This window comes from Sphingobacterium sp. B29 (assembly GCF_001952815.1).
Taxonomy (GTDB): domain Bacteria; phylum Bacteroidota; class Bacteroidia; order Sphingobacteriales; family Sphingobacteriaceae; genus Sphingobacterium; species Sphingobacterium siyangense.
Map to the genome: position 1 here is coordinate 5,075,402 of NZ_CP019158.1, position 24,095 is coordinate 5,099,496.

The window sequence follows — 24,095 nt, forward strand, 5'->3', positions numbered from 1 at the left end:
ACTCGCAAACTATTTTAATACAGCTAGTCAGATTTTAGGCGCAATACATCAAACATGCGTTGATATTCAGGTGTCTCGAGATTATACTTTTTAGATTCACGAATAACATAAGCTGTCAAAGATGCCAACTCTGTTTTCGGTCGTTTATTAAGATAGTCCGTATGCATGGATGAAGTCGCATCGTAAGGCATTTGTTCCATTTTGTCCAAGGTCATATGTACAATATGATCAGCAATAACAACTCCTTTTTCCTGAGCTAATGCTGCAACCTCCTGAATAAGTTTAACAACCGCATCTTTCTTCTTTGGATCTTCCATTATCTGACCAATAGAATAATCAAAATAAGAAGTAGCTGTGGCCATAGCGGAAATAAAAATAAATTTATCCCATATTATTTTCTCAATTTCATCGGAATAATTCACATGGATATCAGCCTGTTGAACAAGATGATATAACCTATCCAGTCTTTCATCATGTTCTCCATTCAATCCGAAACTCATTGTACCCCATTTCCCGGTCACTTCAATTACTCCAGCAGCCTTTAAACGGGATACAATATAGGCGCAACCATCCACAACCAAATTATTCGGATAATATCTGTTGATACGTTCTTTGCTGTCTACTCCATTCTGCAAGGGTATGAATACTGTATCTGCGCTCACACACGGTCCTAATAAGGCCATAGTATCTTCAAGATCATAAGATTTAGTACAAAGAAAAATGTAATCCATTTTTGTGAAGTTTTCAGCCTCACTGGAAGCCTTATAAGGCTTCGCTATAAAGGTTCCCTTTTCTAATAACAGCTTTAAACCATGTTGGTTAATCTCCTCAAGATGGTTACCTCGCGCCAAAAAATTGATATGAATATCAGTGTTCTCATACTTGCGCGCTAACATACCGCCAAAATATCCGCCCACTCCCCCCAGGCCCACAATTAATATATGCTGTTCCATTAGTTTTTTTATTTCGTATTCCTTACCTGTATTCAACCCTAAAATAAATCTAAGGTGAATATAAAGGAACTTTTGACAACACGCAACTTATCAATGTCAGGCAGAGATCAATTATTCAGGAACAACTTTTCTTTTACCATTACTTACAAATTTGTTAGTAACACACAAGTAGCTGCTTTACAACCAGAAGCAAGTATTTGCCTTTACATTTGCTCGTATAATTAATCATGTACAATAGGTTTTTATTTATGAAAAAATACGCATACATCGGAGCTTTGGGTTTTCTCGCAGTAATCACAACCGAGTTTGGCATTATTGGCATCTTGCCCCAAATAGCCGATCATTATCATATCAGTATCGACAAAGCAGGTTATTTATTAAGTGCTTTTGCCTTGATCATTGCCCTAACTGGGCCATTTATGACATTGTTGGCTTCGGGATTCGACCGCAAGAAAGTCATGTTAACTGCCATCGCTATTTTCTTAGTCACGGCGATTGTCTCTTCATTATCACCTCCTTTCTGGTTATTGCTTACTGTAAGAATTCTTCCCGCCTTTCTCCAACCGGTCTATATTGCGACAGCATTGTCTGTCGCCATTTTAAAAGGGGGGAAGAAAAATGAAAATGAACTTATGAGCATTGTTTTTAGCGGTGTTGCAATTGCTATGGTGACAACAGTCCCCTTCGCCACCTACATTGCCAGTCTCTACTCCTGGACATATTCTTTCACGATACAGGCCATTGTCAGTATAATAGCACTACTGGCGATCTATTTTACCATTCCTTCTTTGCCTGTAAAAGAAAAAAAAATCCTACGGTAGTCAGATGAAAATATTAACCAAACCCATTTTTATGGTCAGTACCGCAATGAATTTCTTTATGGTATCCGCTTGGTTTTCTACCTATAGTTATTTCGCCGAATATTTAAACAAAGCAAAGAATATGGACAGTACCATGGTTAGTTATATGCTATTTGTATTTGGTATTATTGGAGTCATCGCCAACTGGGTGGCAGGGAAAATGCTCAACCGAAATATTACGTTTACCACAGCATTTTTCTTATCGGGTACACTTATTATTCCTTTATTACTGTATTTTTCAGATGGCAATATGTTCGCTACGGTCTGTACGATTGCCTTATGGGGATTTCTTTATTCTCCTAGCTTCTTAAACGCATCTACCTATATGATTTCTTCCGCTCCCGAGGCGCTAGAATTTGCCAATAGTCTAGCGACTTCATTTGGCAATCTCGGGGTAACCTTGGGAACTACCGTAGGTGGCTGGATTATCGTTTCGAAAGGTGTAGAATTTTCGCCCTGGCTTACGATGGGTTTTGGTTTTCTCGCCTTTCTGATGATCGCCCTACGACAGTTTTTAGAAAAACGTGGCACAACAAATCAAATCACCGTGGTACAGTGTACACAGCAATAATATATTTTGCCGGTATTATAAATAGCCAATGCACGACAATTTAGATCTAGTTAGCCTGGATAATCATTCTAGGCTAACTAGATCTAATGCATCTCCTTAAAGACCGTCGACAAGATACCAACTCAAAATAATACCTATGACAAAAATCAATATGGCCACAATTGTAATACTATTTGAAGTTTGAGCGAAGTTCTCCTCTTCAATTTGTTTGTTTGTTTTACGATATTTAAAAAAGGCGACAATAACCGTCAATGCACCAATAACCACAATAGAAACACCAACAGCACCAGAATATTCATGCTGAGATCCTTCGACTATATCTCTTTTGAGAATGAGCTCAATCTGACGAATAAATAGTGAAAACTTAACAACTACAAAACCGAAGCCCATAATGCCCAGGCTTGTCCGGATCCAAGCAAGGAAAGTTCGTTCATTCGCAAGATGGTCATTTATCTTCTGGGTTACAGTTTTATTAGACATTTGAAATAAATTTTGATCAACAAAAAGTTAAAGGAATTTTAAAAAGTATTTCATAGCCCTAAACAATACTTTATCGCCGTGAATATGCTTCAGCACATTTATTTCACGGGTTAGTAAAGATGTTAAGGTTAAGAAATTCCATTGTTTGCTCCTCTATGAACGTTGCAAAACTTTGAAAGGTTTGAAAAATAATTCAAAGCTTCTTTCTTTCAAATCTTTTTTAGCAACTGCATACCGAACCCTGCAGATGAGGAAGGAATAAGTTTCCCATCTTTGACGAGATATCCCGACAAATCCACATCATCAGATGTACTTGTAACTCCTTCAATGGTTACGGTATTTCCGAGCCCTCCGGCTAAATGCGCTGTATAGTAGCTCTTGAGAAGCGATCCCCAGGCATGTGGAGATGCTTGCGCTCCGAGTTGTATTAACTTTGGCATTAAATTCCTCCAATTCGTAAATCCAAGGCCTTCAATATCCGTAAGGTGGACATCCAGCAGTTTCTTTTCAAATAAGGTTCTCAGCAAGTTCTGATCAGGATCTGCTTCGCCATCCGCCAGCAAAGTATTTATGCCTTCTGATTTTAAAAAGCCACTAAGCTTTTGATAATCCACCACCGTTTCATGAAAAGGTTCTTCTATCCAAAAGAGATTTACCATTGGGATACCTTTTAAATACTGAATAAACTGGTCTGATGTAAAACCGTTATTTCCATCAACTAAAATTCTGCAGTCGGGAAATGCTTCTGCCACTGCTTTTGTAACCTCAATATCCCGTTGAAGTCCTTTGGAAAAAGGCATCCATTTATGCCCCCTTCCAATTTTTAACTTGAATTGCCTGTAACCCACTCCATAATCATATTGGCATTCCTCAAGAATACGGTCAATTCCTGATGGTCTATCCGCTGGTTCTAAGTCATCGAAATAGATCATACCACTATAATAATCTGTTATGATCGGATCTTTTCGACCAAGTATTTCATAAACAGGTTTATTTAAAATGACTCCTGCGAGATCATGAAGAGCCATATCAAAGGGAATATGTGTCTGCAGCAGTGTACCGACTTTGGGAGAAAAAAGATCTGACATTTTCTTGCCTATCAATTCTCCCGAAATTTTTTCAGCTTCACGTCTTGAGCCACGGAGTGAGGCCCAGCCCATTGCTCCCTGATCTGTCCTTATAACACATATTTCCACATCAGGTCCATAACCATGTAGGTCGAGACGGGCATTTTTCCCCACAAGCCTCGGATAATTCATCTTTACGGTAGAAAATCTGATATCTTTTATCTTGTGATAGGACAGTACCTTGTTTCCTGGTTCAGCATCAGAGGAAAATAAAATTTCATTTGCGTAACCTTTATACAACGTAGCTGAGGCAATGCCAAAATTCAGCGCCTGAATAAATGTTCTTCTTTTCATAGTTGATCTATTTCGATTATCCGAAACCGTCAGGAAAGACTTGTTTCTAGTTTTTTCCTTTACACCAGCGTAGGTATAACTAGCCACCTAACCAAAGCTTTATAATTAGTTTATAAATATCCACATGAAAGATACTACATACGCGTTTGTATTTATTGACAGGGCGTATCAATTGCTGTGCAATTTGTATCATTTTTTTTATCAATGTCTCTGACGTGTACAATTTCCGTATGACTATCTTTACCGCTTCGAGCGGCCTTATTACCTCATACCAATACCGCATAAAAAATTTGCATATAAATACCTATATCTTAAATTTTCCTTTATTTTGTATACATGCACATATTGGTAACAGGATCTTCGGGAAAATTAGGAAGTGTAACAGTTCGGAATCTACGTCTTGCTGGACACGATGTTACGGGAGTTGATTTATTAGAAAGCGATACCACTGATCATTGTTTAGATGTACAGCGAACTGAGGCAGTTATTGAATTCACAAGTGGTTATGAAGCCATTATCCATACTGCAGCGCTGCATGGTAGACATATGGATTTGAATTATAGCCGACAAAGTTTTATAGATACCAATATAACAGGAACATTAAATCTGTTAAATGCCTGTGTAAAGAACGGAATAAAGCGTTTTCTTTTTACCTCTACAACCTCCATATACGGCAATGCACTTGTTGATGCGGAAAAAGCGGTGTGGGTTACAGAGGAACTTATAGCCCAACCTCGTGATATTTATGATATTACTTGGTTACACTCCGCAGTATACTTTCGAATTTCTTCTCAATCAACTTCAATAAAACAGCAAGACGGCACTTTAGTTATTGATCTACACCGATAAAAATGCCTTCATTTTATTTATTGCTTGCAAGGAAATATCTAAATCTTTATTGAGCACGATTTGTCCACTTGATTTTTCCCGAATAATTAAATTAGCATATTGTGTTCTAAATAATGAAAAAAGTGGCCTTTCCTTTAGCGGTAGATACTTTTCAACAATAGAAACTGCGTAACTATCGAAAACATATTCTTTTTTTCCAATGCTTATCCGGTCACTGAATAACGTACAGCGGTTTTGCCGATAGGTGGAAACAAGTAAGGCGGGTAAAAGAACAAATCCAAAGAGAGCGAAGGCCCCAAAAGATATAACCGTACTTGTACCTGAGATAATTCCCAAAAGATTATAGATTGATCCGAAAATAATAAAGGGCGCCAAGACACCATAAAAAATAAGTGTACGCTGTGATAGATTGATTTTCATACTAATTATAAAAAATTGATTTAATACACCAAAATAGTTAAAAGCAAATGAATCTCCCACATAATATAATTATCGCTTTGATCTCCTTAATATTCGTCCACTATCAATAAATAAGGGTAATACTTTTGCCATATTTAGTCGGCTGTTTTTCTATCGCCAGATTCTTGTCTGAGCTTACAAAGCATATGAAACAAGTCTCAAAAAACAACAAAATCTATATAAGTTTTCCAAATTTCCCAGTATAGATTAGGATAAGGGTAATCATATCGAATAGCGCATGTGAAATGATTGAAACCCAAAGATTATTATTCCATTTTTTATATAAAATACCCCAGTAGAATCCTCCCAAACAAGCAGCTATAACAGCAAATATATCTTGCTGCAGATGATAGAGACCGAAAAGAATACTGGTTATCACGATAGGCAACCAACGTCCCATTCCTTTAAACAATCTTTTTTCGAGTATATTCTGGATACAGCCCCGAAATACAACTTCCTCATAAAATCCACCAATAATCCAAGCTGCAACAATTGTCATGATCAATCTTGCCATACTACTCCTGATAAAATTATACTCCATATAATCGGGAACATTAAATAGATGTTTGATAACTGGAATATATATTATCTGCATAAATATTACCCAGGCTAATGCAGAGAGAATTCCTAAAAGAATAACACGCGAAGAAAGGTTTTTCTTATTTAATCCCAAATCCTTCAATGACCTGCCTTCTCTTCTTAAAACAAGAAAAATTGCTAAAAAACAAATCACTGCATAAGAATAAAAAGGTAATGGCACAGCATGCGGAAATACGACAAGAAATAGGATGAACCCGATATCCTGAATTATTGAAAATGCTTTGCTTTTCATAGCTTGAGTTATGAAGTGCGTATTATCTTCAAAAATTTAAGCAACCGTAACGCCGAAGAAATGTCCTATTAACGCGGTCACTCCCATTGCTATCGTCCCCCAGAAACATATTCTGCCTACTGCAATTCCGATACTCGAGCCTCCAGTCTTGGCCGCAATCGCTCCAAGAACCATTAAAAAAATAATCGTAAAACCATACTGCAGATAGACCATCTGCCTAATTGGTGCAAGCAATGAAACCATAAATGGAAGTAGCGCTCCTAACGCAAATGAGCCCAGAGATGCCAGTGCAGCTTGTAGAGGTTTAGCTTGTGTAATCTCATTGATACCCAATTCATCATGTGCATGGGCGCCCAATGCATCATGTGCAGTTAGTTCGCGTGCAACCTGTAAGGCGGTTTCTTGACTGACGCCTCTTCTTTCATAAACTTTGGCTAATTCCTGTAGCTCGATTTCAGGCATTTCTTCAAGTTCCTTTTTCTCACGTAGGAGATCGGCCTTTTCGGTATCTTCCTGCGAGCTTACGGAAACATATTCTCCTGCTGCCATAGACATTGCTCCCGCAATCATGCCCGCTAATGCTGCCAAGACAATGGTATTGCGTTCAGGGCTCGCCGCTGCAACTCCAATCACAATACTCGTCGTCGATAATAAGCCATCATTGGCACCTAACACAGCAGCGCGAAGCCACCCAACCCGGTTGACATAGTGTTTTTCTAATGGATGATGCATATCAGTATGTATTTGTGAAAGATACTTAAATTTAGCAATTATATTTATTTAAAGCTACTCTGATCTCACTGTAAGTCAACAACCTATCAAATTACCTACAGTGCCATCCTGATTTTTTTCAATTGTGGTTATGCCTTTTAACCATTACCTTTCAACATTTCGCAAACTTTATTCTACTCAGGAGCTTAAAGAGAAGGTGTAAAGAATCTTGCTTCTTTAAAATTTATAATTATATCCTAGTCTCAGCACCTGCGTTTCGTAATAATCATGGCTTGTATAATTAAAACCAATACCATCTATTTTTCGCTTAATAACCATCGTATTTAATAAATCCGTAGCATTAAAGAAAAGCTCGCCTTTTCCTTTTTGAACGGATTTTTTTAGTCCGGCATCTATTGAAAACCTCGATTGGATTTTTCCCTGCGGTATAATATCCGGTGCCAAATAGATTGCTGTAATCTGCCCATCCCATCCTCTTGCAAAACGAAACATATTGTTAAACTTCAAGTTACCTGAAAGTGCAGTCTGCCGATCTGCTGAAAAAGTATTGGGTTCGGGATAAAGGTTTTCTACTGTAAAGGCATTGATTTGGTTTCGATAGAGATTACCATTAATACTAAAGGAGTAAATTGAAGATACTTTTTGATTCAAGATTGTTTCAATCCCCGTATTGAAGCTCTTTCCTGCATTTTGGAACACAGCATAAATTAATTTACTGTCCGGAACAGTACTCGATATCCGTGTAATAGTTCCATCAGCGAAACGGTGATACATTGCGGCGTAAAAGTAACCATTGCTCCAGGTATTCTTATATCCCAGTTCGACAGAATTGGTGAACTGAGGACGCAAGCCTGGATTTCCAACCTTGATAATTTCAGCATCATCATACTTGGGAAAAATACGAATGTCAACTTCATTAGGTCGGTCCACCCGCCGATTATAAAAAGCCGAAAGCTTGTTATTGTCGTTAAGTTTGTAGGCCAATCTCACATTGGGAAAGGGTTGCGTATAATTGTACCCATCGCTTTTATAGGTGTTATGATTTGGATTTACATCATATTGAATTTTCACATATTCTAGACGCAAGCCTAATTCAGCCTCCCATTTTTCATTTTCGAAAACATAATTCCCATACACTGCTGGTATTAATTCTTTGTAATTTGCCCAACCGCCAGCATTCATATCAAGAACAGAGTTGGCGCCCGGTTTAAACTCCATATTAGTTGGAATATTCCGGTTTCTCACCTTTATTCCGGTTTCAATACGTCCATATTTCAGCGGTTTGATATAATCTACATTAACATCATAAACCTGTTCGTCAGATAGCAGCTTAAAAGAGTCTGTTCCCTTCGAAGAAGGTAGATAATTGTCATAGAAGTACTTTTCGTCTTCTCGATGAAATGTATAATTAAAACCAACATTGAGCAAATGCCCGGCATCTTTAAATTTGTGCTGATAAGAAGTGGTCGCCATGGCTGTTGTCTTCAATTCATCTTCCAAAAATTGCCAAAGACGCAAGCGTGTTGAAATATCAGCATCGAAAAAAGGTTGATCGCCCCGGTCAATAATCTTCTCACTACCATACATCCCCGAAATAGTCAGATTGTTCTGTTCGTCAATATGCCAATCTATCCCCGCTTTCGTCGTTAGAAAATTCGTATTCCGATTTCGTTTCAGCTGTGAGTTAATAATTGTACCATCTTCATATTTACGAGTTACAAATTCATTCTTGTTCAGTGTCTGTGTATAGAGATTATCGGCCTGTATGAAAATGTTGACTTTATCTTTTCTGTAATTTAATGATACACTGGGATTGATTTTAGGTGTTAAAGTATATTGTGGTCTTATGGTTGGTAGATTCTCCTTCCGTATCCATAATGAGCCCAATCCAGAACTGAAACCAACTTTACCATTAAATCCATTTTGATTACTTTTCTTCATAATGATATTAATAATACCTGCATTCCCGTTGGCATCATACTTCGAAGAAGGATTATTGATGATCTCTATTTTATCTATCGCTGATGACGGAAGATTATCCAACCCAGATTGGCTACCAAAACCTGTCAAGGCAGTTTGTTTTCCATCGATAAGCACGGTGACTTTGTCATTGCCTCTCAGTTGAACTTTGCCATCCTGAACCGTGATTCCGGGCAAATTTTGCATCGTCTGCAAAACAGAACCGCCGGTCTGACTTATATTATCGGCAACGGAATAGATTTTCTTATCCAGTTTATTACTTACATGACCTGCCTGAGCAGTCACGGTAACCCCTTTCAATGCGATGGAACGCTCCTCCAACTCGATCGTTGGGATATCCAAAAACTCCGAAAGACTACCAACAAATAGGGATTGCTTCTTATCCTCAAACCCTGTAAATGAAATGTTTAATTGGTAATTTCCTGGCTTAATTTTGGAAATGGTAAACCGGCCTTCATCGTTTTGTCATCGTTCCGGCGATAAAAGCGCTGTCTTTATCAGATTTGACCACAACGTTAACGTATTGAATAGCCAATTTATCCGCCTTATTTTTTATAATACCTGAAACGGTAACAGACGATACCTGTGCCGAAACAACCGAAGAAACTATGACTAAAATAAAAATAAAAAATAATCGTAATTGAACCATAATCTAATCCCTAACCTCCTTTAGAAATTTACCCTTATCATCAAAAATTAAGTCCCTACCATCGACTTCAGCCTCATAGCTAACATTATTTCTAGCGTCAGTAATTTTGGCTGCTTCTTTGATATTTTTATGGGAATAGTTTTTGATTACATAAGCTTTAGCGTCTGCAGGAAGCTCTCCGGCGGGAATTCCAACCTCGGTTTCAATGATATGTCCTGCGGCATTTATAAGGACGGAATAATTAATTTTCCCATCCTTAAATCCAGCTTCATAATTTCCCTTTTCTTTTTCCCATTTTACAGACTTTACATTAGGGTATTTCTGTTGAAACGCCAGCTTAATTACTGATGGAACTTTCTTATCTGAGACTTCTTGAGCTTTGACCAATGATACACTTACCATCAGAGCCAAAATAAAAATTAATCTTTTCATGTTCTTTTTTATTAATGATTTCATAAAATTCAAAAACAATTTAGAAGAAATTTAGAACTCAATACCAACCAGGATGATGGAAATTGTAGAGTGTCCATTCCTGAAAAAGGTTTACAAAAACCGAATATTAAAATCTTAAATTTAATATTATGAAAAAGCGTATGACAAAACGTAAATCAGGGGGACAGCAAGTTTACAGTGATAGCTTCAAGATCCTCGTTTCCAGAGAATACCTTGCGGGCAAGCTGAGTTATTCGCAACTTGCCCAGAAGTACAATCTTCCGGGGGAAGCCACTCCGCGGTATTTTATGAAATGGTACCAGCAGTGGGAAAACAATCTGGAGCTGGAAGTTTCCCAGACTGTTGAGCCAGAAGACACTGGGGTGAAAAATGAGCAGGATCTCAGGGATGAACTCTTCCAGGCGAACCTCAAAATTACTGCCCTGGAGATGTTGATCAAAAAAGCGGAGGAGCTCCATGGGGCTGATTTTGTAAAAAAGTCTGGGGCCAAATCGTCCAAGAAATGAAGTCGTGTTACCAGAATGTTTCGGTCTCCAGACTTTGTGGACTATTTGGCAGAACAAGGCAATCCTACTATAAATATATGGGCAGAGAACAGGAATACTCCGTTCGCAGCGGGCTTGTGCTGGCGCGGGTACGTGAAATTCGGAAGGACTCCCATCGCATGGGTACCCTTAAACTCCGCAGCATATTGGTCAAAGAAATGGGTAGTGCGATGGTTGGACTGGGAAGGGACGCTTTCTTCAGACTGTTGCGCGAAAATGACCTTTTGGTCAAATGCAAACGCAGGTATGCCATCACCACCCAGTCCGACCACCGTTTCAAAAAGTGGCCCGACCTTGTGCAGCGCAGGCAGGCCCTGCGTCCCGAGCAGATATGGGTAAGTGACATCACCTACATCCGCATCCGGGACAAATGGATCTACCTGTGCCTGGTCACAGATGCCTATTCCCGAAAGATCGTGGGCTACAAACTTACGCACAGGCCAACAGCACAGGCCTGTATATCAGCGCTCAGGATGGCAATATCACATAGAATGTATCCACAGAGCGATCTGACCCACCACTCCGATCGCGGCATCCAGTATTGCAGTACAAATTATGTCACTATATTGCAGGAAAATAGGATTACAATAAGCATGACACAATCCGGAAGCCCGTACGACAATGCCGTGGCAGAAAGGCTAAATGGCATCCTAAAAAGCGAATATCGCATGGCTGAGACCTTTCCAGACTACAAAACGGCACTTGCACAGCTGGTCAAGGCAGTCAATATATACAATCATTTTAGGCCACATATGTCCTGCAATATGATGTCTCCCCAGCAGGCACATCAGCAATTGCAGAACCAAAAAGTTCCCAAAATGTTTCAAAGACGTAACGCTGAGTCAAAAAAAGTTCCGCAGCAAAACTAGGGAAACTGTGGTTAGGGAAAGGACAACCGATAACAGTCAGAAAACGGACAATGACAACCAAATCCAGTAGAAAAAATAGGATGTAAAATCTATATAGTAATCTGTTCGGTAAATGTAAACCTATTTCAGTATAAGACAGAGCTAATGAATAGCTATTATCTTCGGAGATTACTCGGTGCTTGTTCGGTGCTTGTTCGGAACTTCTTCGGTGCTTCTTCGGTTCAGAGCGAATAAATAGCGACTAAGCTCCGAGGAAAAAACGTCGATTGTATGAATGAATATCGAAAACTATATAAGATTAAACTTACCGCGTATGGGATTCGCTTTCCCTACAGTATTTTATTTTTCCAAATAGCCTGATACATCTTAAGGATATGTTAAACTTTTCGTATTAACACTTTTTAACGATGTTAAATGGTAGCTTTAGCAAATATTATAATTTACATCAACCACAAATGCCCTTTTTAGACCATGTTCTGCAAGTTCCTACCTACGGATGGAAAGACAACGATGGAAACCTCGTAAAGCCAAGCAAAAAAGAAATTTTCAGCGAATTCTTCAAACGCCTCAATATTTTTAAAGATAAAAGAAATTGGTTACCCTTTTTTAGCTGGCTAAAAGTAGCTTGCCTCATCCCCTTTTTTTTCATCTTTTTGGTGTACCACTTCAGTTGGTGGACTGTCTTGGCAGCATTTATCTACAGTATGATTGTAATGGGAACCCATGGTACGATATGGCACCATCGATTTGCAACACACGGCGCATTTAAATTCCGGAACGGATTCTGGCGTTTTTTCACACAGAATCTGACTATTAATGTAATTCCAGAAGAAATATATGTGATTTCACATCATGTTCATCACGCAAAATCTGACACCCCTGGTGACCCTTATAATGCCCAGGCTGGTTTTCTATACTGTTTTTTAGCCGATGTAAATCATCAGCCTATTGCTAAGGACCTTACGGAAAATTCATATAACCGTGTCAAATTACTGATGCGACATACAGGTGTAACCGCCAATAGTTATGCACAATATCGAAAATGGGGGTCGTACGTAAATCCTTCTCATGCTATCGGATCCTGGATACTAAACTGGGCTTTTTGGTATGCCATTTTCTATTTGATCGGTGGCCACGCGCTTGCCTGTACACTCTTTGGCGCGGCCGGTTTCTGGGCAATCGGTGTACGGACATTCAACTATGAAGGCCATGCAAAAGGTGAAGACAAGCAACGTGAAGGTATTGATTTCAATGAGAAAGACAAATCAATAAATCAGTTATGGCCCGGCATTGTAGCCGGTGAATGGCACAACAACCATCATTTATATCCTAAGAGTGCGCGGAGTGGTTTTAAACCTTATCAGATTGACCTCGCTTGGTGTTATATCAAAATGATGCATAAACTCGGCGCAGTCAGTAGTTATCGGGATGACAAGAAAAGATTTGACGAACAATATCGTATCCCCTACCTAAAATCTAAGGAATAATCAATCGCTCTTAATTATAGTTTTAACCTGTTACCGGCTTCAGCTGGATAGCACGAGAGCAACTAAGTCAACGTAGCGCGATATTAGATTACCGCATTTTATTTGGAACAAGTCTAAATAGAGTGTATATTTGGGTGCTTTGAAAACCTCCGTACGTAAAATAGAGATCAACAAACAACAATTTGAAGAGTTCTTTCAACTGTATTGGAAGAGAATGTTTTCATTTGCGCTTAAAAGTGTAGACAATGAAGATGATGCAAAAGAAATTGTTCAAGATGTCTTCAAATCTCTGTGGGAAAGAAGATATCAGCTAGAACTTCAGGATGCGGAGCGTTATCTATTGCGTTCGGTTAAATTAAAATCACTAGAATTTCTTCGGAATAAAGGAAATAAAGAGAGACATCATGAGCTGATCTTAAATAGCAAAGCAGCATCTTACGAAGACAATTATATTTATTACAAAGAACTCAAAAATCACTTGGATCAAGCTGTTGATTCTTTACCCAAACAATGCAAAAATGTCTATAAACTGAGTCGCGACGAAGGGTTAACTAACAAAGAGATTGCAACAAATCTACTTATTTCAGAGCGAGCAGTCGAATATCATATCAGTAAAGCATTGTCAGTTATCAAAATAAGACTTAAAAAGTATTGCAATATCAATATTGCGAGATTCCTATTAATTACTTTTTTGTACTTTTGAATATACGTGGATTATCAAAAGATGGAAATCAACCAAGAAATACTTAAAAAATATGCTTCAGGTGAATGCTCTGAAGCTGAAAAGCATGCGGTTGAAAAATGGTTGGATAATAATTCATGGGATAGTATTGCGGAAAATAACCATGTCGATGAACTAGTTGGATCTGACATGTGGAATAAAATTAATGCCGATGTATATCGATATAGAAAATTCCTTTGGGCCAAAATTACTGCCGCCGCCGCAGTTCTTGTAATCGGTTTTTCTGTTTTCTATCTATCTCCCCCTGCTCTGGATAATCATACCTTTACCAATACATCAATTGAGAATAGCAAGCTCTTTACCGAAGATCATTATGATTTACAGTTAAGTAAAAATAGCACGGCCAATATTGATCTGGTCAATAAAAAACTAACCTTCAGCGGAGACTTTATGATCACACCTAAACGGGACTTTGAGCTTGTGGATAGCAACCATAATGTTCTTGTATTTAAGGCCGGGCGAGAATACTTTGTTTCTGATTCTCCGGATTTTGGTAAAATCGTTGCTTTTCAAAAAAGTGATTTGGCATTCCTCCCGTCCAATATGCAGATTAAAATTAGAGAACAATTTCAAAGCATTTAATAGGCAAACATGAAGCGATTAGTATTGTTGTCTTTCCTTGCAACTTTTATTTTTTCTTGTAAACAAATTTCCAACAAAAACATAGATCCTGATTTTGTTTTTTGTCTGTTCAACAAAGATGAAAGCCCAACCAGTTTGTTTTTCTCCGAAAGTTTGGAGGATACCCGACAACCGACTTTACAAATTCCTTTGTCCAGCTCACGAATTCAGGAACGGGAATATATCTATAAAAATGGCTTCTTTTATCGGTTGTCAAGCCAAACCAGTGTATTTACAAAACATCGATTACAGGGGGCGTCCTTGGTCCTTATTGACAGTATACAATTAAAAAATCGCGACTTTGAAACCATCACCTGGAAGGATGACAACAATTTAATTGCGCTATGTCGAGAGGATCTTATTGCAAAAAAAGCCCAGGCTCGACTCTATCAGATTAATGTTGCAGAGATGAAAATTATTAAGGAAGATACCATCACACTTCCCTTTGCAACAAAAGAATATAACGCACTACACCTCGGGCTTGTTGATATTGAAAACAATAACCTTTGGCTGGCTTATTCCTTCTTCAAATCACGCGGGAAATATGGACATACCACATCTGATACGACCTATTACGCCACAATAAACTATCCTAGCTTTACATTGCAACAAATTCAGAAAGAAACTCGTTCGACCTATCCCGGTGGCTTCAACATCATACAATCCTATAGTTTTAAAGACGAATTAGGGGACTATTATTTCATGACCAATCCTGGCATAGCGCTGGGCAATAATTTAAGGCTTCCAACAGCAATTTTTAGAAAGAAGAAAGGGCAGCAGCTCGTCGATCAGCACTTTATGATCAATATTTCCAAGGCAATTGGTAATCATGCATACGGGATCTGGTATGTGGGCAACGGAAAGGCGATTGTTCGCAATGAACAGAAGAATTTATACACCGATTTTTCCAATTATCACGCAGTTTATCAGTTCGAATATAGACTGGTGGATTTAAAATCTGGTTCCATCGAAAGAATTCCGCTCCCATTGGATAAAGGTACCCAAAAAGAGAATGTCTGGAGTGACAAAAAGGATGTTTATATAGCGATAGATGATGCAAATGATGAGCATCGTGTATGGAAGTATAATTTGCAGACAAAAGAAATCTCCAAGGGGATCCAACTCCCCAATAGTACAAACTTTATTGTACGCATGGATTATTTGAAAAAATAATCTATAGTTCTTCAAAAAAAACAAAGCTCATAATCAACTATTTGCATATTTTTCAAAAAAAATAGCTGAAATCAACATTCGGTAAGTGATCGGTATAGGCAACTCTCTTGTATATACTTAATCTAAATAAAAATGTTGAAGTCAACATCTACTTTTTTACTCTTATTAATTTTTACCGTATTTACACAGGCCCAGACCTCCCAAAAGAACGTTATTTCAGGTTTTGTCAAAGATAATTTTGGAAGACCAATCCCAGGTGCAACAATACTTCTAAAAGATCAGGTCAATGGTACCTCATCCGATGTAGATGGATATTATAAGCTACATACGAATATCCCGAACAAGGCCATCATACGTGTCACTGCGGTGGGATATAACTACGAAGAGCGACCTCTAAACGGGAAAAATATTCAGGACTTTCAACTTATCGAGGATCGCAATTATATCGACGAGGTAACCGTAACAGCACATAGGAAAACTGAAAATGAGCAGAAAGTAGCGGAAATAAAGCGATCGGGCTTTAATGTCAGTGTCATTGACATGAATAAACATGCCAACGAAGCTGCCAATTTAACACAGGTTTTAAAGCGCGCCACAGGAGTTACTATTCGTGAAGATGGTGGATTAGGCTCCAACTTTGTATTCCGTATCAACGGGCTCGATGCAAAAATCTATATTGACGGTGTTCCCATGGAAAACTTTGGGTCATCGATGTCCTTAAATAATATTCCTGTCAATCTGATTGATCGGGTCGAAGTTTACAAAGGTGTTGTTCCTGCTTTTTTGGGTTCCGATGCGCTCGGGGGTGCTGTCAATATTATTACAAAGCGCCGAGCAAGACCTTATCTGGATCTGAGTTATTCCTACGGCTCATTCAATACACATCAGGCAGCCGTAGTCGGCACATTTACCAATCCCAAAAACAAACTTTCCTTCCGGATGAATGCATTTTACAATCATTCCGACAATGATTATAACATGTATACTAACGAAAAGTACAACGTTCTTATCGAGAACACTGTCGACAACAAGTATGTCACGATCCCCAAAGCCAAGCGTTTTAACGATGCTTACACTTCAGCCATGGGACAATTGGAGGTCGGTTTTCGCGACGTATCCTGGGCTGATCAGTTCTATGCAGGTCTGACCTATTCACAAAATCACAAAGAAAACCAGCTTGGGGCCTCACTTAGCAAAGTGTTTGGCGGAGCATGGTCTGAAAGCAAATATCTGATGCCAACCCTGAGCTACAAAAAAAGCAATTTTCTGGTCAATCGCCTATACGCAGATATTTTTACAAGCTATAGCTACGATACCCGCTACGTGCGGGATACAGCTATGTACAATTACGATTGGTCTGGAAACTGGATCTCGAATTACAATGCCACAACCCCGAATCCCCAAAAAGATACAAAGTATAATTTGTCAAATTATCTCGCGCGCGTAAATCTAAACTATGACTTTGATGAAGCGCGTAATCAGAGTTTAAATTTCAATTACAATTTCAATAGCAACGATCAGAAACAATATGAACTGATTGGCAATTATGACCGGTCTGGTTTGCCATCCTACTTGGGCCGACATATTTTGGGTTTGTCATGGCAAAACCAATGGTTTGACAAGCGCCTATCAAATGTTTTAGCCGTAAAATATTACCGCATGAATGCCTCAAAAGATATTGACGAACGCACCTTTGATGCAAACAACAATTTGATCAGCGGTGGGATAATCAGTCAAAAAAAGCAAGGGAATTACTACAGCATGAGTTTAGCCTCACGGTATAGGATAACCAAGGATGGCGGTTGGAAACTATCTTATGAAAGAGCATACAACTTACCTTCTATGACGGCTCTTTATGGTGACGGTATCAATACAACATCCAACTGGGATTTAAAGCCCGAACGGAGTGACAATATCAACACTGGGTTTTACTACAATACGTATATTAATCAAAATCACTTTCTGAATGTCGATTTAACAGGTTTCTATCGCTTGGCAGATAACTATATAACCAGCCGTGCGGTCATGCAGAATGGAAATGCCTATTTTCAAAGCTATAACGAACCTGGAGTAAAGCTCTACGGCTTTGAGGCCGAAGTCAAATATGGCTTTAAAGATCTTTTAGCAGTTACCCTGAATGGTTCTTACGATAAAGCTACTTACAACAAAAAATACACAGACGATTCAGACAATAAACAAATTAGCCTCACTTATGGCAAACAACTCATTAATCGCCCTTGGATCTATGGAAACGCTGATATAAGCCTGATCCAGAATAACTGGTTTCAGCAAGGAAGCAGAGTGCAACTCTCCTACTTATATCAATACACGCACTGGTTTTATCTGACAGAATCATACTTGGGATCACTTGAATCCAAAGATCTCATCCCTTCCCAAAATATCCATTCTGCGGTACTTAGTTACGCTTGGGACCGGAACAAATACAATGTATCCTTTGAGGCTAGAAATTTAACAGATGAAAGAGCATACGACAATTTTCGACTGCAACGACCTGGACGTGCATTCTACGTCAAGCTGAGATTATCCATTATGTAAAAAACAAATAAATATATATTTTTATGAAAATCAATAAATTCGCCATCGCAATATTTGCTGCGACTGTGTTATTTTCTTCCTGCAAGAAATCACCTGACACCACTTCACCTGATGAAACTACACCGACTTCAAATAGCTTATATAGTGTATGGGTGACGACCGCAGCCGGTTCATCTTACCTGCTTACCGCAAATAATTTAATGAAAGATACCCTGCTCACTCCGAACAACAATCAAGGAATCGATATTACCTCTCACCTACCAGCAGCATTCTATGCCATTTACGCTTATGCCTATGAAGGTAAATATTACCTGTCAAATGATGGAACAAGATTTAGTCAATTTGAAGTAGTCAATAGTAAATCTTGGAAAGAAACGAACAATTACGCTTTCCCTGGAAATTTCTATCTGGGAAAAGTACTAAAAGATATTAGCACAAAAGATGAAATGGTCATGACTAAAACAGCTGGTACGACCAATAAAGTGAAGAATGTACTGGAACAACCGATTTATTTTATGAATATCAACAATATGACAATCAATAAAACAATTGGTATAGAAATTCCAATGATCACTTTTAACCCCAAAACTCCGGAAGGAAAAGATCATAATCCATATATCGTACCGACGAGCTTCACACAAAGAGGCGACAAATTATTTGTCGGACACAAATACAGAAGCAATGAAACTCGTAAAGATATCATCGACACGGCCTACATGTATGTGTGTGATTATCCGAGTTTAGCGAATGGGAAAATTATAAAAGATGCCAGAGGAGGATTCGCTGCAGGACACTGGGAAGTACAGACACTTACTTTTACAGACGACAATAATGATCTATACATCGTGACGAAAAAGACTGATGCTGCTACCTATGGTTTACTGCGTATCAAGGCTGGCCAAACTACGTTCGATCCAGATTATTTCTTCGACTTGAAAGACTACAACGTTTTCAGCAACAACATTTCACAAGTTCAAAAACTAGGTGATGGCAAGGTTTACATTAGTCCATTTGTGGTCGATCCGGCAAATAAAAAGATTGTTGCAGATCTTCGGATTTTAGTTGGTGGTGGAGAATCTAAAACAACGATGAACTTTATGGAAAATGGCAAATTGTACGATGTATTCAAGACAGATGAGTCTAAATGGTATGTTTATGAATACGATCCAACAAAAAATTCGGTAAAACGCGGTGCCGAGATCGATCCAGGAATTACACAGGTTTATCACTTGAACAAGCTTAAATAAAACGCCACTTAGTTTAGGAAATACCTAGTCGATGACACCTTCAAAACTCGAGTACTCGATGATGAAACGTGCAAAATCGAATCTAGGTATTTCTAAAAATATAACTCCTAGTTTAAATCAAATGAAAACAATACTCATTAACCTCTTCACATTTTTTATTGTGCTGTCAGCTTCGGCACATGCTGTCTTTATTGAAACTTCGCTGAAAGGAACCAAAGGAAAGCTCCATACGGTAAAGGTCGTTTATGGTGAACCCGATGAACATGAACTTATCTCAAAATGGTGGTGGTATAAAGATGGTACGCAGATTACGTTGACATTAATTAAACCTGATGGAAGCACCTCATCGTTAACGACTGCCGCACAAGATAATCATCTATCGGCCTCATTCATTCCTGACCAAGAGGGCGTATACCACATTTCCCTAAAAAAAGATACAGATCGGAAAGAAGGGGCCAAAACACAGTATCAGATTAATGCGATAGCGACAATCCAAGTCGGAAATTCCATTATTGGAAATACAGCAGCCCATATCGACAATGAATTGTTTGTCTTTACGAACAACATAGTTTCTAAAAATAAAAAAGAGCTGTCGTTGACTTTATTCGAAAAAGGTAAACCTGCAGCAAATACAGCTGTTCAGATCATTGCACCCAGCGGATGGATTAAATGGCTGCAGACAAATGACCAGGGTATAATCAAATTCACGCCAGAATGGACTGGTAAATACTTTGCGGAAGTATCGAAAAGGGAAAAAGCTACAGGACAAGACTTTGAAGAGTATAGCCGCGCAAGCTCAATGAGCTTTGCCGTAAACTAATGTGGACATGGCCGTAAGAAAGAAGAAAAATAATTCGCTGTTCAGGCAGATCAATAATTGGTTGCACCTTTGGCTGGGATTAATTTCAGGTAGTATTGTATTTGTGATCTGCCTGATGGCCTGCCTTTGGGTTTTTAACCATGAGATTATCGATCTTGTTATTCCGAAAAAAGAAAGGCAATATATCCTTGCTTCCAGCCAGTCCTTGATTTCGCCCTCAAGGATTGTCGGAATAGCAGACTCACTCTATCCTAATGCTGTAATAAGGGGCATTACCTATACCCGGGATCACCCCATTTCCTTTACCCTCAAAAAAAAGGAACAAGAGGACAAAGGCAGAGAAGCTAATTCAAAAGCAAACGCACAGGTGCATCTATTACACCCATATACAGGCCAATATCTAGGTTTGCAAACAGAAGACAATTCCAAGGAAGCGCAGTTAAGAGAAAAATTGAACAGCTTTTTTGCATGGACGCTGAGTGGACACCGTTTTCTGTGGCTTCCCAGAGAAATTGGTCGCCCCATTGTAAACTATGCAACCTTGGTCTTTAGTATTACTTTAATCACAGGATTGGTCTGGTGGTATCCAAAAAAATGGACAAAATCAACTCGGGAAAAAAGCTTTCGGATCAAATGGAAAGCTGGTTGGAAAAGAATTAATTTGGATCTGCATAATGTGGTTGGCTTTTATTCTTTTATTTTGATTCTATTATTGGCCATAACTGGAATGTATTATGGTATCGAGTGGTTTAACAGAGCCTTGTATTGGTCAACAAACTGGGGAACGCCACTAGCCGAAAGAACTTCTGTCCAATCGGATTCTACAAAAATTGGTCAAATAGCCCTTTTTTCGACAGCTTTCGATCGCGAGATTGAGACGATTTTAACCCAATATAAAGATCCACACTACTTGACAATCACCTATCCAGACAAGGAAAAAAAGGACGCTACGATTTCGGTCTATATTCGCAATGACATGGATCGACAGTATAACAATCGCTATTATTCATTCGATCAGTATACCGGGGCATTTCTACCCAATAACATTTCTTTATTCAACAAGGATTTTGCCGAATTAAGTGCAGGTGAAAAATTCAGAAGACTCAATTACGATATTCATGTGGGGTCAATTTGGGGATTCCCCACAAAAATGCTGGCTTTTGTACTCACCTTTATAGCAGGTACGCTTCCTATTACAGGCTTCATTATATGGTACAATCGCAAATGGGGAAAGAAAAAAGGCAGCAATAAATTGGGCAGGGAATTGCATAGCGGGGAAGAAATGGACGTATCAAATACGAACATACAAACAACAATACGAAAACCACCGGTTCGTTTCCTTCCAAAATCCACAAACCTTTAGGTTTTCGAACCACTACTATTTAATTTATGCTTAAACCGGTTCTTTCTCGAAGAGTACAAGGGACACGATTATTATGACGAAATCTACATTATTATCTATATTACTTTCAGGCGCTGCCACTGGACTTGTCGCGCAAACAAAGTTATCTGGAAAAATATTTGACAAAGACGGGCATCCAATCAAAGGTGCCACAGCCAGTCTTTTACACTTAGCTGATTCTTCCCTGATCATGCAGGCAGATGCAGCTAAGGATGGCTCATTTCTACTACATGCGCCTAAAAATGGAAATTATCTTATACGCTATAGTTCAATCGGCTACACAACAGTACATAGTCGAGCATACCAGTTAGCTGGAACCGAACACACAGCGCCCCCCATTTTTTTACAACCAGTTGAACATCTGATGGAAACCGTACATGTTATTGGAAAGCAAGCTAGTGTACGTCAGTATGCCGATAAAATGGTAGTTGATGTCGAAGGAAGTGTATTAGCTGAAGGCAACAATGTCCTCGAATTATTGGAGAAAACACCGGGTCTTGTTTCGGATGGGAAAGGAAACTTTTCAATTCAGGGTCGCGCAGGTGCTAACGTACGCATTAATGGACGTGATATGTATGTGTCCGGTGAACAGCTTGCCAGTATTTTACGCGGACTGCAAGCATCCGAAGTCTCCAAACTTGAACTGATCAGTAACCCTTCGGCACGTGAAGATGCCGCGGGAACTGCCGGCATAATTAATATTGTGACCAAGCGAAATGCAAAGGCCGGCTTTGGGGGTGATGCCTTCATTCGAGCTGGACAGGGCCGACAATTTTATGGTGGTTTGGGCGGTGGATTACACTACAAGGTGAATGGGCTAGATATGTACTTGCAGGGAAATAAGAGCTATGATCGGGGTAATAGCCATAATCTTACAGAAAGAAGTTTTTTTAACCAGGGTAATTTAACCTCCTTTCAGAGACAACACGAACGTAAGAAATTAGATGATGCCAGTTTTCATAGTGTTCGTGCTGGGGCAAAATATGAATTTTCGGATGGTGGAGTTTTGGATGGAAGTGTACACTGGATGACGGGCAATTATAAACCCTATGCATCTATCGAGATGGATACCTGGGATTATCCAGCCAATATTCAGACAGCGCATGCAATCAGTAACAACCGTTTTGACGAGTCGTTTAAAAACTGGACATTTAATATCAATTATATTAATAAATACGAAGGAGAAGATCACTTTTTAAAATTCAACTTTGACTTTGCTCCACACGGAAACGATTATAATAACCGGTTTGAAACCGATCAGTTTAATTTGCAAACAAACACGCAATCTTCAACAGGGAGGACAAATATTCAGGACTTGAGTAATACGACCTATTCCGGAAGACTTGACTACAGTAAACCGTTAACAGATTCAAGCAAAATTGAGCTCGGCTGGAAAGGAACGTATTTTTTTATCAACAACGATGTCATAAATACGCTATTGGATAATGGCAAATGGATACAGGACAATGCTACCTCCAATCGCTTTCAATACACGCAGCATATCGAAGCGTTATATGCCATCTACTCTGGCAAATACAAACGAATAGAATATCAGGCTGGCCTGCGGGGAGAATATACATTTATAAATGCCAATCAGGTCACGTTGGACAAAAAAAATGACCAGCGCTATTTTGATCTGTTTCCAAGTGGATCATTGCTATATCATCTAAATGAGAAAAATACACTAAGAACATCCTTTAGCAGCCGTATTGAAAGACCGGGTGATCATGACATCAACGTATTTCGAATTTACGAAGATGCCTATAGCTACAATGAAGGAAATCCTGACCTGAAACCCGAGAAAAGCTATATTACGGAAATTGGTCACGGTTATAGGAACAAATTGTTCACCACAGTAGGTATTTCATATGGACGTGACATGATCAACTGGATTATCCGCCAAGGCGATAAAGTTGGTGAAAACTTGTCGAGACCAGAGAACATTGGACGCTATATGAACTACAGCGCAAGTGTAATGTATAACCAAACATTACGGTCATGGTGGACAGCAAGTCACTATATCAATGCATTTTACAACAACTATTCCGGAGAAATTGGAAATGTAAACCTAGATTCTAAAGGCTCAAGCTGGACAGCGAACAGCCGGCATACGCTGCAATTTAAATATGGATTTCGCAGCGAAATTGCATTTTATTATCGATCGGGAATTACTACTGGACCTTCCCGAACCGATAAAAGGTATGGTATAGATGTCGCCGCGGAGAAAAAAATGTTTGGAGATCGCGGCATGATCAAACTGACCGCAAATGGTCTGCTCAGAAATGCGAACCCGCAGTTGGTTAGTGAATATGGAGACCTTAAGGTATTTTATGCTGACTTTCCGGACAACAGAAAAGTCTTATTGTCGCTGAGCTACCGATTTGGAGACTAAAG

The 24,095-nt window shown here is 39.0% G+C and carries 22 protein-coding genes; 14 read left to right on the forward strand and 8 right to left on the reverse strand.

Features of this window, described 5'->3' with window-relative positions; all coding sequences use genetic code 11:
- Positions 1–23 precede the first annotated feature (23 nt).
- Positions 24–953, reverse strand: coding sequence for a ketopantoate reductase family protein (locus BV902_RS21770; RefSeq protein WP_075994924.1), 930 nt, complete (start codon positions 951–953; stop codon positions 24–26).
- A 248-nt stretch (positions 954–1,201) separates the two neighbouring features.
- Here BV902_RS21770 and BV902_RS27825 point away from each other — a divergent pair, with 248 nt between their 5' ends.
- Together BV902_RS27825 and BV902_RS27830 are read left to right on the forward strand one after the other, a co-directional pair.
- Positions 1,202–1,774 carry an MFS transporter gene (locus BV902_RS27825; RefSeq protein ID WP_216640390.1) on the forward strand — a complete coding sequence of 191 codons (573 nt, stop codon included), beginning with the start codon at positions 1,202–1,204 and terminating at the stop codon, positions 1,772–1,774.
- Positions 1,775–1,778: 4 nt separating this feature from the next.
- Positions 1,779–2,384 carry an MFS transporter gene (locus BV902_RS27830; RefSeq protein ID WP_216640391.1) on the forward strand — a complete coding sequence of 202 codons (606 nt, stop codon included), beginning with the start codon at positions 1,779–1,781 and terminating at the stop codon, positions 2,382–2,384.
- A gap of 96 nt (positions 2,385–2,480) precedes the next feature.
- Here BV902_RS27830 and BV902_RS21780 read toward each other — a convergent pair whose 3' ends face one another.
- Together BV902_RS21780 and BV902_RS21785 are read right to left on the reverse strand one after the other, a co-directional pair.
- Positions 2,481–2,864, reverse strand: a complete 384-nt coding sequence (locus BV902_RS21780) for a YidH family protein (protein ID WP_075993749.1) — start codon at positions 2,862–2,864, stop codon at positions 2,481–2,483.
- Positions 2,865–3,073: 209 nt separating this feature from the next.
- Complete coding sequence (locus BV902_RS21785) at positions 3,074–4,285, reverse strand: enolase C-terminal domain-like protein (RefSeq protein ID WP_075994925.1); 1,212 nt, start codon at positions 4,283–4,285, stop codon at positions 3,074–3,076.
- Positions 4,286–4,621: 336 nt separating this feature from the next.
- On the opposite strand from BV902_RS21785, the gene BV902_RS21795 reads away from it, so the two are divergent.
- Positions 4,622–5,134 carry an NAD-dependent epimerase/dehydratase family protein gene (locus tag BV902_RS21795; protein ID WP_075993751.1) on the forward strand — a complete coding sequence of 171 codons (513 nt, stop codon included), beginning with the start codon at positions 4,622–4,624 and terminating at the stop codon, positions 5,132–5,134.
- Here the strand turns inward: BV902_RS21795 and BV902_RS21800 are convergent.
- The 5 genes from BV902_RS21800 to BV902_RS21820 all read right to left on the reverse strand — a co-directional run bounded on the left by BV902_RS21800 (position 5,123) and on the right by BV902_RS21820 (position 10,218).
- Positions 5,123–5,554, reverse strand: a complete 432-nt coding sequence (locus BV902_RS21800) for a hypothetical protein (protein WP_145330502.1) — start codon at positions 5,552–5,554, stop codon at positions 5,123–5,125. The genes BV902_RS21795 and BV902_RS21800 overlap by 12 nt on opposite strands.
- A 214-nt stretch (positions 5,555–5,768) precedes the next feature.
- Positions 5,769–6,425: a CPBP family intramembrane glutamic endopeptidase gene (locus BV902_RS21805; RefSeq protein ID WP_075993753.1), complete on the reverse strand. Its 657-nt coding sequence runs from the start codon at positions 6,423–6,425 to the stop codon at positions 5,769–5,771.
- 36 nt (positions 6,426–6,461) lie between these two features.
- Positions 6,462–7,157 carry a VIT1/CCC1 transporter family protein gene (locus tag BV902_RS21810; protein WP_075993754.1) on the reverse strand — a complete coding sequence of 232 codons (696 nt, stop codon included), beginning with the start codon at positions 7,155–7,157 and terminating at the stop codon, positions 6,462–6,464.
- 216 nt (positions 7,158–7,373) lie between these two features.
- Positions 7,374–9,479 carry an outer membrane beta-barrel family protein gene (locus tag BV902_RS21815; RefSeq protein WP_237241777.1) on the reverse strand — a complete coding sequence of 702 codons (2,106 nt, stop codon included), beginning with the start codon at positions 9,477–9,479 and terminating at the stop codon, positions 7,374–7,376.
- A gap of 310 nt (positions 9,480–9,789) precedes the next feature.
- On the reverse strand, positions 9,790–10,218 hold the full coding sequence (locus tag BV902_RS21820; protein ID WP_075994926.1) for a PepSY-like domain-containing protein: 429 nt from the start codon (positions 10,216–10,218) through the stop codon (positions 9,790–9,792).
- Between the two features lie 149 nt (positions 10,219–10,367).
- Here BV902_RS21820 and BV902_RS21825 point away from each other — a divergent pair, with 149 nt between their 5' ends.
- From BV902_RS21825 to BV902_RS21875, 11 genes are all read left to right on the forward strand, one after another.
- Positions 10,368–10,745, forward strand: coding sequence for a hypothetical protein (locus tag BV902_RS21825; protein WP_075993755.1), 378 nt, complete (start codon positions 10,368–10,370; stop codon positions 10,743–10,745).
- Positions 10,742–11,653 (forward strand): IS3 family transposase, encoded by a 912-nt coding sequence (locus BV902_RS21830; RefSeq protein WP_075993756.1) that lies wholly within the window; start codon positions 10,742–10,744, stop codon positions 11,651–11,653. The genes BV902_RS21825 and BV902_RS21830 overlap by 4 nt, the downstream gene beginning before the upstream one ends.
- 407 nt (positions 11,654–12,060) lie before the next feature.
- Positions 12,061–13,140 carry a fatty acid desaturase gene (locus BV902_RS21835; protein WP_237241780.1) on the forward strand — a complete coding sequence of 360 codons (1,080 nt, stop codon included), beginning with the start codon at positions 12,061–12,063 and terminating at the stop codon, positions 13,138–13,140.
- 139 nt (positions 13,141–13,279) lie between these two features.
- Positions 13,280–13,843, forward strand: coding sequence for an RNA polymerase sigma-70 factor (locus tag BV902_RS21840; RefSeq protein WP_237241782.1), 564 nt, complete (start codon positions 13,280–13,282; stop codon positions 13,841–13,843).
- A 21-nt stretch (positions 13,844–13,864) separates the two neighbouring features.
- Positions 13,865–14,464, forward strand: coding sequence for a hypothetical protein (locus BV902_RS21845; protein ID WP_075993758.1), 600 nt, complete (start codon positions 13,865–13,867; stop codon positions 14,462–14,464).
- Positions 14,465–14,473: 9 nt separating this feature from the next.
- Positions 14,474–15,676 carry a hypothetical protein gene (locus BV902_RS21850; RefSeq protein WP_075993759.1) on the forward strand — a complete coding sequence of 401 codons (1,203 nt, stop codon included), beginning with the start codon at positions 14,474–14,476 and terminating at the stop codon, positions 15,674–15,676.
- Positions 15,677–15,808: 132 nt separating this feature from the next.
- Positions 15,809–18,232, forward strand: coding sequence for a TonB-dependent receptor (locus tag BV902_RS21855; RefSeq protein ID WP_075993760.1), 2,424 nt, complete (start codon positions 15,809–15,811; stop codon positions 18,230–18,232).
- 23 nt (positions 18,233–18,255) lie between these two features.
- Positions 18,256–19,479: a DUF4374 domain-containing protein gene (locus BV902_RS21860; protein WP_075993761.1), complete on the forward strand. Its 1,224-nt coding sequence runs from the start codon at positions 18,256–18,258 to the stop codon at positions 19,477–19,479.
- A 121-nt stretch (positions 19,480–19,600) separates the two neighbouring features.
- A complete protein-coding gene (locus BV902_RS21865) occupies positions 19,601–20,299 on the forward strand; it encodes a hypothetical protein (protein WP_157626177.1) in 699 nt (232 codons plus the stop codon).
- Between the two features lie 7 nt (positions 20,300–20,306).
- A complete protein-coding gene (locus BV902_RS21870; protein WP_075993763.1) occupies positions 20,307–21,662 on the forward strand; it encodes a PepSY-associated TM helix domain-containing protein in 1,356 nt (451 codons plus the stop codon).
- Positions 21,663–21,735: 73 nt separating this feature from the next.
- Positions 21,736–24,093 carry a TonB-dependent receptor domain-containing protein gene (locus BV902_RS21875; protein ID WP_075993764.1) on the forward strand — a complete coding sequence of 786 codons (2,358 nt, stop codon included), beginning with the start codon at positions 21,736–21,738 and terminating at the stop codon, positions 24,091–24,093.
- The last annotated feature ends 2 nt before the right edge of the window (positions 24,094–24,095 follow it).